Below are 10211 nucleotides of genomic sequence, written 5' to 3'. Positions count from 1 at the left end.
TGCTGCCTCGGTATACATAAAAGACCTCTCTTGATGAACATAGATTTCCAAACAACCCAATTATAATCGGGATAAAACCGGGTCAAAAATAGAATCAAACCAAGTCCATAATATCAAAAGAATTGGTCCATAATTCTGCGATCAGCAGTTTATTGCGAAGAATATCTCCGCGATCCAGTAAAATTTTCAAACATTCAGAAGATTGAAGGGCTGCAATAAAAAGTGCACAATAGGCTATATTACCGGTTCTTGTCTCAACTCCTTTTGATTGTCTGCCCCCTTTTTTCCCATATATCAGCTCATACCCCTTATCACCGGGAAAAATTGTTGTCACCTGACCTGCAACCCCTGCAATGGCTCCGGATACTATGGGAATAGATGCTTTTTGAGCGGTTTTTTGCAACATGAATCTTGTATCTATGGTATCCAGGCAATCCATAACCACATCAGCATTTTTTATCCGTTCATACAGGTTGGATTCATCCAGATATTCAACCAGATGCATTACAATGACATCGGAATTGATAGCATTGACCCTGTCTTTTGCCGCTTGTGCCTTGGGAACCCCTATCAGATGTTCTTCACTCAAGAGTTGACGGTTTAAATTGCTAACTTCAAATGAATCCCCGTCAATCAGGGTTAAATGCCCAACGCCAACCCTTGCCATCATCTCACATACGCCTCCGCCAAGACCGCCTAAGCCGATCACAACGACTTTTGATGCACCCAGTGTCTTTTGTTCCTCAAGGGAAAGCGTATTAAAATTTCTATCATACCGTTCTTCAAATTTTGAAGTTCCCATGGTCTATCCACCTCCAACCGGTGGAAAAAGTCCAACCCTGTCATTGTTTTCCAATCGATATTTGCTGTCCTGCCGTTTCCCATTAATAAAAATTAATTTCACGAGTTCCCCGGGAATGCCAAGATCCGACATAAGCCTCTCCACAGATGTTCCTTCAGGGATTTCAAGATATTCACTGTCTTTTGGAAAATATTTGGACAATGTTACAAACAGCTTCAGATCTATCTTTATCATAATTTTAAGTTTACACTTTTTGCTTGTGCTGTTATTAAGATGATTTATTATATGACATAAGTGAATTATTTTGTATATGAATTAAATAAAAACAGTAGGAATCATGGAACACGACAAAAAAGATCCCCTTAGCGTACAACAACTTGCCCAAGACCTGGCTGCCTTTGCCATTGACAGAACAGATCTGAAAAAGTTTTTAGCTGCCATACCTGAAAACAGCGATTTAAACCTGACGATCATAGAATATGAACTTCAAATTCTTAAAATTCTGAGTGTTGGATGGGCCATCTCCTTTTTCATGCCGGCCACAGATAAAAACAAAGGACCGTTAACTCAACTATTCTGGGAAGTTATAAAAGAGCTATCCCAAAATATTTCTACACTTACCCAGACCACCATAGGTCAAAGCATTGATTATTTTGAAATCTTAAAGCAACGACTGAACACCTACCTGAAAGTCATGCAGAACAATCCTGATGAGGCTCAAAATCCAGCCAACATTATGGGACCGGCCTTTGCAAACGCCTGTAAATGTGAGGATGATGCTATTGCTATTTTAACCGGTACTAAAATGTTTACCCTGACCCTTGGGGCTGTAAAAGAGTATTTAAACACTGTAAAAATTGATGATATAAAACTTAATTAATTATTAAACAGGAGAGCCTTTCCATGAAAAAACAATCACTGATCTTTTTAGGATTTATTTTTATTCTTTTTTGGGGATGTGCCACACCCGGCCAGAAATTTATTGATATCACCTATCTTGCCGACCATGAAAAAAAACAAACAGGTGGGATCGGCATAGCACCTTTTCAGGACAACCGGACAGATATGGGCGAAGGTTACATTGGCTACAGAATATTGCTTGATAACAGCCAGGAAACGTATTTAGTCAAAGGCTTGAATCTCGCAGATACCTTAACCCGCATCATTGGGATTTATTTTGAAAAAAATGGATTTACAACAACCCCAATCGATCCATGGGATCTCACACCTGACGGTGTAATGAAAGCATCTAAAGGATTTAAACACATCCTGGCAGGAACGATTAACCGATTTGAATGCCGTGCAAAGAAAAAAGGTGGTGTAACAGACATGATCCTTGATATTGATCTGACTTTATACCTTGGCATTACAGATAAAAATGTTTTAAAAACCATACCGGTCTCCTTTACTCTTGAAAGAACGGAACTTGTCTTTACCCGGGAAAAACTTGAACAATTCGTCAACCCGGCCCTTAAGGAAGTCATTCAAAAGGCCTTGGTATTTTAACGAGCCCGCTTTTGTGATCGAATTCTACGAATTTATTTTTCACATTTCCGCCTTGTACCAACAAGGCCAAGCAGACCTGATCCGGACTGGTTTTCGGATATGAAATTGTTGACCTTAATTTCCTGAAGTCCAGGACAGTTGCTCAAAGCTGAAAAAATGCCGTTAACATCATTTATATAACCATCATTGCCCGTGCCTGCAAACCATATTGCTGAGTAAGCAGGCATGGATAGTAAAACAGGAATCAATACCATTATAATGTATTTTATGTACACATGGATTCTATCGTGAAAAAATAATTTTAAGAGCCTTTTCAATTTGTAGATCCTGTAAATTTTATTTTTAGTAGACCGAGCTGCCAAAACATTCAGAAAAACGACTTAAATTAATATCACCTGAAGCTATTTGCAGCGCTGCAGCAGCCAGGTCAGCACCATCCACATCACCGTCATTGTCTCTGTCAGATCCACAGCAGGATGTTTCAGAATCTTTAATCACCATTATTGAACCCTTGTTATTGGTTAGATCAAACTCATGGATCGACTGATCATTATTTATACGTATTGAGATAATGGCCTGGCAGTTTGAGAACAATCCATGGTCGACAGTCCACAAGAACTCAACTTCGGTGGTAAGGCCAGGTGCAAGTTCTTTAATAGTTGTTGATTTAAGCACTGCATCGTTTGGCCCAAGGAACTCAACGATAATATTTTCACCTTTTGATGATCCTGTGTTTTTGACAGATGCCACCAGGGAAACCTGATCACTTCCCATCCAGTTACTCCGTCCTTCGATAAAATCAAAATCAGGTAACAGCACATCTGTAAAAATAAGATTATTCAATTCATCTTTTTCAGTAATATTATTTCCAGGGTCAACACGGGCAAACAGGGTATAGGGCAATTCATCACCGGGGACCTGCCAGGGAATCCGGGCGATAAAAGTTGCTCCTGCATCAAGAACATCCGGCACTGTTATGATACTTCCGATTTGTACTCCGCCCTCCCATATATTTCCATCATAAAATGCCACTTCCACCCCATCAAGACTGAAATCACCTTTATTAATTATTTCGGCTGATAGTGTAACCATGGTACCCGGAGCTGGATTTTCTTCAGATATAGTGAGACCTTCCTCGGTAAAACCCAAATCATCCGACAATTGATATGTCAGCATATAAAGATCATTTTGACCGGCTTCCGGCACATTCTCAATGGTTACCATCTGTCCGTCTATTTCCACTTCTTTGCTCACATATTCAAGTTTTACCTTGTTATATACGGCCATCAGAGTTCCGTCAGCCATAAACAAGGGATTAAACCCCTTCTCCACATCTGTGTCCGTTGTGAGTCGGTTATCTTTCCCCCATTTATTGTGATCTTGATCATATACAGAATAAAAAATGTCTGTACCCGCTTCATCCTGTTCAGGCCAGGTCATGACCAGATTGTTCTGGTTATTCAACAGCGCCTGGAAATTAATATATCCCGCACTGGAACTTTCCGGCCTTGCCACCTGGAATGCGCCCGTGGCAATATCTGTCAATTGTACTATCTGATCCTCCTGCAGCCACAGCAGATGAAAACCGCTCTCATCCCCTGCCAGTTGCGGATTTGAATCAGGAATTATGTTATCCGTCATCTGAAAGGGGCCGCTCCATGCCGTACCATTAAACTCAGCATAAAAAATCTCCTGGTCGTCCAAAGTGGCAAGGTCATCATCTCCATCCTGGGTCCAGACCAGAATACCACCGCCGGCAAACATATGCGCATCAAACTGGAAAGCTGAACTGAAACCTGTTAGAATATCCTCAACAGAGCCCCAGGATGCACCATCCCAGATGGTATAATGGATCTGACAGGGTGACGCTGCAGATGAGATCAATTCATTATCATTATTTGATTCCCAGAAAAGGAAAAGAGAGCCATTCGGCATTGTTCTTAGCTGGGGGCTATGGTCAAGATAAAGATTATCTGTCAGGGAAATGGGACCACTCCATCCACCTGTCGTATAAATTGAATAAACAATTTCCATCTGTGCTGCCATATCTGATAATTGATCAGAACTGAAATCCGGTACTTTAACTCTTTCCCAAACGGCAATGGTATTACCACTGGCATCTGTTGCAAGTTGGGGATTAAATTCCGCTCTAGTATCATCATTGATGGGTGCCGGGTCTGAAAACCCGGTGCTGTCATAGAGGGTTGTATAAATCTCTGTGTTCTGGAAATCAGGATCTTCAGGATCATAATAGACAAAGGCAATGATCAGGTTGCTGCCATTTTCCACGATCACAGGCTCTGAATAGGCATACACATTTTCAATTATTTTTGATTCTGTTGATGTTGCCCCTTTTGACACAAGAGATTTGCTCTGGGGTGACAGCACATTATAGGTACCATATTTCAGGAAATCAGGCTGTATGGCCTGAAGACCGGCATCATTTTGGCTATCCCAGGCTTTGGACAGCAATGATTTATTTTCAGGGTATGTCCAGAGATAACTGGCTTCAGGGCTAAATTTACAAAGCCACACTGTTATTTCTACCCCGGCAAAAAGCAATGCCTCAACAGCCTTGAGATAATCCGGATTCTTAGGAACTTGCAGGGTCAAACTGGCGCTGCCGCCGCCATAGAGTTCCGCTTTTATTTTTTTTGCAATATTCAGGGCAAGGGCTATTTCTATTCCGACCTCCCCTGTTCCTTCAAAGGATTCAAACTGTATTTCATCATCCTGATTAACCAGATTAAGGCCAAGGTCAACTCCGGGGGTGATCTCCCCTCGAACTATTGCCTTTTTATTGAACCAGCTAACTCCGGGAATATTGGCAAACCCGGCCAGGGCAGGAATAAGCTCTACAATGCCTATTGGTTTGCTGATTTTTCCTGAAAGACCAATATTAAACCCGGCACCTGCCCATACAAGCCCTTCGCCTGAAACATATTGAACGATGCCGTTCCCTCCAAGGCTTCCAATGATTGCCTGGCCTGCTGCCTCAAACCCAAGATCACCATTAAGTTCAATCCCGCCTTCCCCATTATTCTGGAAATAAATATCAAGGGAGGCTTGTGTTTCTGTTAACCCAAATGTATGTCCCCCAATAAACGGAAACCACTCAGGCGCATCAACTTTGGCCTTGAAGGGGTCCGGGGAAGGATACTGGACACCCATACTCCATTTATAAATTGTTTCAGATCCCCATACTTTTTCACCTTCAAAGTTTCCAAGAGTATTTGACCATGCAGGAGAGCTGATAATAACCGGATGAACCGTCACCGGTGCTGATGCCACGCCGTCGGAATTGACTGCCACAATACTCAATGTGTTTCCTGAAAGCAGGTTATTGGCATTAAAATCATATCCCATATCAAAGGTATGGCCGGCACCATCTAAAGTTCCTGGTTCAACAGATTCAACACCATTAGCAATAAACTTTACCTGCCCCGGATTTCCTGCCCACACGACTTTGACAGTATAGGTATTGGAACAGGTTACATTTTCAAGAAATATGCCGCTGTAATCAGGAGATACGTTTGTTATGGCTGGCATCCCATTATCTGGAGCAAGTCTGACCTGGACAAACTTTGATGTGCCTTCAGTTACCGATATGCTATCTGTGTAATTATGATATCCATTTTTAGCCACCGTCAATTCATAATTACCTGAAGACAGATTTCTGAATAAAAATTTACCCTCTGAATTCGTCATTACGGATGAATCATTATCCAGAGTGACCAAGGCACCCGTCACCAGGCGGTCTGTTCCGACATCGGCTACCCTGCCTGAAATTCCCAAATCAGCAAATGATCCAGACTGTCCGCCGCGCACGGCACGGACATAATAACTACTAGACTTACTGAGGCTGGCGACGCCGCCGTGGAAGAAATTCACGAGCCACGCACCCCCACTGCTATCAGCGCTGGTAGTAGACGACCAGCAATGGGACGACACCGTTCCAGGGAAAAATGAAGTATCAATACAGGGATTATACTTTGAATAATCAACCAGAGACTGCAATTCATTCCGATTAGGCAAACGCCAATCCCCATAATTTGCAAGAGGTAAGGTTTCACAATAAGTGATAGCCGCTTCCCAATTCATTGGATTCTGGCTTGCTTGTTGCCACATGAGACCTGTGGCAGTGTCAGTAACGGTCCCGTTGCCATTATCAACAAAATCTGCCAGTGCAGCTATTGTATTTATCAAGAAAAATAAAATTGTTAAAATAATAATTTTCCGCATTTATCTCACCTCTTTTAAAATTATAATATCTGTTATCTTATTTCATTTATTACTCAATTAATCTGTATAACTCACTTGCGAACCTTTCTCTGACATAAAATCCAGGAACTTCACTTTGCTTTATAATCGCCACATTCCTTCCAAGCGACAGTGTTTTACCGATAAAATTTGGAAGCATCCATTTTGGGAATCCTGCTCCAACCTCCATACCGCGGTAATGATGTCTTATTTTTATCTTAAGGGGCGTTGACATATCCAGGGCATCCTTCCCATAGGTTTCAAAATATTTACCTACTTGGAAAAATAATATTGTCAACGGAAATCTGCATTTAAAAAAATTAACCTGACTTCGCAGAGTTCTAAATACTCCTTTATGTTTGAATCTGCTGAAAAGCTTGCCTTTAACAAAGAAAAAATGCTCGCTAAGCCAGACATACCGCTCAAAAATATGATTCACAAGATTCCATGTATTGGCATGCTTAAAATGTCCCATATAGGATGATATAACCTGCTGTAGTGCATACACCTTTTCAGGATTCATGGAAAATTTATTAACAAAACAACAGTCAATCTGTTCTTTCTTAACCATTTCAGATCTTTTCCAATTCATAAATAATAAGGTGATGTACCACCCGGTCCCGAAAATCAGCGGCAAATATTTCACGATTCTTGGGACGGGTGGTCACAAAGCAAACAGAGCGGGATGGCTGGTACGAGCCTTTTTGAAGATCAAGCGCCAGGCTGAATAGATTTTCCAGTACATCAACCTCAAATTTCAGCGCATTTATCGTACCCCGTTTGCGCCTGCGGCAGTCCATGTAAGCACGGTATACCGAGGCCCAGGAGAGAAGAGAACACTTTCCGCCACGCACGGCACGGACATAATAACTATTAGACTTATTGTTGTTGTTGACGTTGCCGTTGTTGAAATTCACGTTCCACGCATTCCCACTGTTATTAGCGTTGGTAGTAGACGACCAGTAATTGGACGACACCTCACTTCCCGACTTGACGGCCTGTTGAGACCCACCGGCTGTCGAGAATACGACAGCCTGTATGATTATACCTTTATCAAAAAAGTGCGGGAAGCGCACAGTGTTCATTGGCACACTCATCTACCCGCCATAGACGGTTGATAATTCCGGCCATTCTTACTGCTTTTTAACCACCCTTCACTCTTTTTACATAGTATTACAGCCATGCCAGAGGCATGCTGAAAACTCTTAAAATTATTAAAGGCCCTAACCTCTTTTGCAAAAACAAGCATGGTTTTAAGCATATCGAAATATTCCACAAGTTCTTGTAAATGTACCTGTTTTTCCCTTGCAGAATTTGCCCGGATTATCAAGAGCAAAATTTTTCGGGATAAATCCCGCAAATCCATTCCAACACTATACTTGTTAAAACGACTGAAATTTCTAACCATATTCTGAATATAAACAGCCATTTCCATTGCTTTTTTATATATAGGTAAATGTTCGTATCTCGCCATTTTTTACCTTCTGCCATTATCAACAATACTGCCTTTATAAATTATCTAATTACCAAATCATCCAATTACCGACTCACTGTCCGCCACGCACGGCACGGACATAATAACTACTAGACTTAGGGTAGTGGCTGCCGACGCCGCCGCGGCCGAAATACACGAGCCACGCATGCCCACTGTTATTAGCGTAGGTAGTAGACGACCAGTAATCGGACGACACCGTATATGGAAAAAATACTTTATTAATAGCTGGATTGTAAATTTCACTGTTCACAATAGTGGAAAGTTCCTTAACAGTTGGCATGCGCCAGCCTGAAAAACCGCCGAAATTTCCATTATTTACAGCAGCAATAAAATTTACAGTATTATACCAGGTGTATGTATCATCCCTATCATGGATGGAACTATCGTTGGTTTTGATTTCCCAGATCAGCCCTGTGACATTATCCCTTGTCATGATCCAGCCATCTGCAACAGTTGCTGTATCCGATAATTCCACACCACCACTCCCAAGTTTGGTATAGGACTGAGGATTAATGCTATAATCCGAATCTTCACCAAAAGTGTCGGTATATGAAGTGGTCTGACCCGTATCAGGCCATTGGTCAAAGGCCTGGCATAGAAATGGGATCATAAGAACAACACTGAAAACCAGAAATAATCTAAACCTTTTTTTCATAAAGCACCCTTTCGAATAATAATACCTTTATAATAAAAAACCGGATCACCTGAATGGCAACCCGGCTGTCTAATAGACCCGTGGCTTTCCGTCCCAGTATCTTTACCGGGTTGGCTTTTTCATTTCATTTTAATTTTCTTTCTTTCTGATATGCAATATTTATTCCCATTTTCAGATAGACAGGAACAAATCTTACAAGATCCTTTATTGATAATGGTTTGAAATAACAATTAACTCTATTTAATATATGAATACAATTCAGCAGAATAGCTTAAAATAAAATTGAGTAAAAAATGTTATAAAATTAGGAATTTAATGTAATACTTTTGGGAAATTTTTTTCCTACCTTGAACTCTGCTTGAACTGTTTGGGTGGCAGTTTGTCCAGAAACGCTATGGCTTCACGCATTTTTTAATTCATCCTGATCATCATCAAGATTTATTACAGGTATCTCCATACGGCCCAGTTCATCCATGAATCTTATTTTATTCATGTTGCACAGTTATGCTGCTTTACCAACAGAAAGACGGCCCAGTTCAAACAATTTAACGGCCAGTAAAAAGAGCATTTCCTGCTCAAGTGCTTTTTTTGATTTGCCGGTAGATATCAAAAGATCATCACTGTATGGTATTGTGAGTACTTGCATGATTATATCCCCTGTGTTTTACAAAATGCTATCTTGCACAAATGCTATGTTCAGAAATTTTAAACGGATAAAAATAAAATCAGGTCACTTAACAGACAATTCGAGTAAAAATCTAAAAACAGGGTGGCGTTTCAGGGTCTTCATCAAAAGCCGGGATACCCTGAAAATCCCTCAAGAAGGTGCTAACAACGCTTACTATCATTCGCCGCTTAAAAGCGAAGCAACGGGTTAAGCGGTCGGCTGGATAGCTTTATTAGGCCAGTTTTTTTCAACTGTAAACGACTGCCCAAGAGTTATAAGGTGGCTAAATTCCTGCTTTCGCAGCTTGCCTCGAATTTCTTCAAATGATTTGACCACATCTTCAGCGTATAGTCTTTCTCCGCAATGAAGACATACCTCGGCGGCGACCTTCATAGAAACCGTATTCCCTCCGCCTTTGAGTAATTTTTGTACTTGTTTGTTTTGCAACTCACCGCCACATACTGGACACTTTTCAAATGGTTTCATTTTTTCACCCTTAATTTCCAGTCAATCCACCGTTCAGGATCTGGCCGATAGACTGTGATTAATACTGCCCATTGATTTTCTGGATTATACGCCCAAACGCTATGAATTGGCTCACCTGAAAAATTCTTTCCCATAATCAGACAGCTTGAATATGGCTTGTCATTTGGATAATCCTCGATAACGTCGCCCTGAATTATCGATGAATACATTTCTTCATATGTCAGAGTGTCCTCAAACGCTTCCTGATCAGCATGATCGGTGATTCTCACACAGTTGCTCCGGACAGCATTGATTACATTTTCTATATCCATGTTTCTATTTTTCCTGGCCTAATCGCGGC

12 protein-coding genes and 1 riboswitch are annotated in these 10211 nt (G+C 41.2%); of the genes, 2 read left to right on the top strand and 10 right to left on the bottom strand.

All coding sequences use genetic code 11. From position 1 onward, the window contains the following. Nucleotides 1-94: 94 nt before the first annotated feature. A complete protein-coding gene (locus K8S13_RS02880; protein ID WP_291460286.1) occupies nucleotides 95-802 on the bottom strand; it encodes a HesA/MoeB/ThiF family protein in 708 nt (235 codons plus the stop codon). A gap of 3 nt (nucleotides 803-805) precedes the next feature. Beyond that, nucleotides 806-1036, bottom strand: a complete 231-nt coding sequence (locus K8S13_RS02875) for a MoaD/ThiS family protein (protein ID WP_291460284.1) — start codon at nucleotides 1034-1036, stop codon at nucleotides 806-808. Between the two features lie 103 nt (nucleotides 1037-1139). On the opposite strand from K8S13_RS02875, the gene K8S13_RS02870 reads away from it, so the two are divergent. Together K8S13_RS02870 and K8S13_RS02865 are read left to right on the top strand one after the other, a co-directional pair. After that, the gene (locus K8S13_RS02870; RefSeq protein ID WP_291460283.1) at nucleotides 1140-1682 is read left to right on the top strand and encodes a hypothetical protein; all 543 of its coding nucleotides are present in this window, start codon (nucleotides 1140-1142) and stop codon (nucleotides 1680-1682) included. A gap of 23 nt (nucleotides 1683-1705) precedes the next feature. Continuing rightward, complete coding sequence (locus tag K8S13_RS02865; RefSeq protein ID WP_291460282.1) at nucleotides 1706-2308, top strand: hypothetical protein; 603 nt, start codon at nucleotides 1706-1708, stop codon at nucleotides 2306-2308. 342 nt (nucleotides 2309-2650) lie between these two features. Here K8S13_RS02865 and K8S13_RS02860 read toward each other — a convergent pair whose 3' ends face one another. The 8 genes from K8S13_RS02860 to K8S13_RS02825 form a co-directional block, all read right to left on the bottom strand. Next, nucleotides 2651-6550: a DUF1566 domain-containing protein gene (locus K8S13_RS02860; protein ID WP_291460281.1), complete on the bottom strand. Its 3900-nt coding sequence runs from the start codon at nucleotides 6548-6550 to the stop codon at nucleotides 2651-2653. Nucleotides 6551-6599: 49 nt separating this feature from the next. Further along, nucleotides 6600-7139: a hypothetical protein gene (locus tag K8S13_RS02855; RefSeq protein ID WP_291460280.1), complete on the bottom strand. Its 540-nt coding sequence runs from the start codon at nucleotides 7137-7139 to the stop codon at nucleotides 6600-6602. Between the two features lies 1 nt (nucleotide 7140). Continuing rightward, nucleotides 7141-7653: a DUF1566 domain-containing protein gene (locus K8S13_RS02850; RefSeq protein WP_291460278.1), complete on the bottom strand. Its 513-nt coding sequence runs from the start codon at nucleotides 7651-7653 to the stop codon at nucleotides 7141-7143. Nucleotides 7654-7661: 8 nt separating this feature from the next. Continuing rightward, nucleotides 7662-8042, bottom strand: coding sequence for a four helix bundle protein (locus K8S13_RS02845; RefSeq protein WP_291460277.1), 381 nt, complete (start codon nucleotides 8040-8042; stop codon nucleotides 7662-7664). Between the two features lie 73 nt (nucleotides 8043-8115). Beyond that, a complete protein-coding gene (locus tag K8S13_RS02840; RefSeq protein ID WP_291460275.1) occupies nucleotides 8116-8718 on the bottom strand; it encodes a DUF1566 domain-containing protein in 603 nt (200 codons plus the stop codon). A gap of 52 nt (nucleotides 8719-8770) precedes the next feature. Then, nucleotides 8771-8843: riboswitch (cyclic di-GMP riboswitch) on the bottom strand. A 377-nt stretch (nucleotides 8844-9220) separates the two neighbouring features. Continuing rightward, complete coding sequence (locus tag K8S13_RS02835) at nucleotides 9221-9364, bottom strand: UPF0175 family protein (RefSeq protein WP_291460274.1); 144 nt, start codon at nucleotides 9362-9364, stop codon at nucleotides 9221-9223. Nucleotides 9365-9592: 228 nt separating this feature from the next. Next, nucleotides 9593-9871 (bottom strand): YgiT-type zinc finger protein, encoded by a 279-nt coding sequence (locus tag K8S13_RS02830; protein WP_291460273.1) that lies wholly within the window; start codon nucleotides 9869-9871, stop codon nucleotides 9593-9595. Next, nucleotides 9868-10182 carry a DUF4258 domain-containing protein gene (locus K8S13_RS02825; RefSeq protein ID WP_291460272.1) on the bottom strand — a complete coding sequence of 105 codons (315 nt, stop codon included), beginning with the start codon at nucleotides 10180-10182 and terminating at the stop codon, nucleotides 9868-9870. The genes K8S13_RS02830 and K8S13_RS02825 overlap by 4 nt, the downstream gene beginning before the upstream one ends. Nucleotides 10183-10211 lie beyond the last annotated feature (29 nt).

It is taken from the genome of Desulfobacula sp., assembly GCF_021107415.1.
Note: the sequence above shows the minus strand (reverse complement) of the source record. Positions and strands in the feature narration are given on the sequence as shown.

What these genes read in the sequence shown, in the direction of transcription:
- K8S13_RS02830 (WP_291460273.1), bottom strand. Translation starts at nt 9,871, where the DNA reads ATGAAACCATTTGAAAAGTGTCCAGTATGTGGCGGTGAGTTGCAAAAC.
- K8S13_RS02875 (WP_291460284.1), bottom strand. Translation starts at nt 1,036, where the DNA reads ATGATAAAGATAGATCTGAAGCTGTTTGTAACATTGTCCAAATATTTT.
- K8S13_RS02860 (WP_291460281.1), bottom strand. Translation starts at nt 6,550, where the DNA reads ATGCGGAAAATTATTATTTTAACAATTTTATTTTTCTTGATAAATACA.
- K8S13_RS02865 (WP_291460282.1), top strand. Translation starts at nt 1,706, where the DNA reads ATGAAAAAACAATCACTGATCTTTTTAGGATTTATTTTTATTCTTTTT.
- K8S13_RS02855 (WP_291460280.1), bottom strand. Translation starts at nt 7,139, where the DNA reads ATGGTTAAGAAAGAACAGATTGACTGTTGTTTTGTTAATAAATTTTCC.
- K8S13_RS02850 (WP_291460278.1), bottom strand. Translation starts at nt 7,653, where the DNA reads ATGAACACTGTGCGCTTCCCGCACTTTTTTGATAAAGGTATAATCATA.
- K8S13_RS02835 (WP_291460274.1), bottom strand. Translation starts at nt 9,364, where the DNA reads ATGCAAGTACTCACAATACCATACAGTGATGATCTTTTGATATCTACC.
- K8S13_RS02870 (WP_291460283.1), top strand. Translation starts at nt 1,140, where the DNA reads ATGGAACACGACAAAAAAGATCCCCTTAGCGTACAACAACTTGCCCAA.
- K8S13_RS02880 (WP_291460286.1), bottom strand. Translation starts at nt 802, where the DNA reads ATGGGAACTTCAAAATTTGAAGAACGGTATGATAGAAATTTTAATACG.
- K8S13_RS02845 (WP_291460277.1), bottom strand. Translation starts at nt 8,042, where the DNA reads ATGGCGAGATACGAACATTTACCTATATATAAAAAAGCAATGGAAATG.
- K8S13_RS02840 (WP_291460275.1), bottom strand. Translation starts at nt 8,718, where the DNA reads ATGAAAAAAAGGTTTAGATTATTTCTGGTTTTCAGTGTTGTTCTTATG.
- K8S13_RS02825 (WP_291460272.1), bottom strand. Translation starts at nt 10,182, where the DNA reads ATGGATATAGAAAATGTAATCAATGCTGTCCGGAGCAACTGTGTGAGA.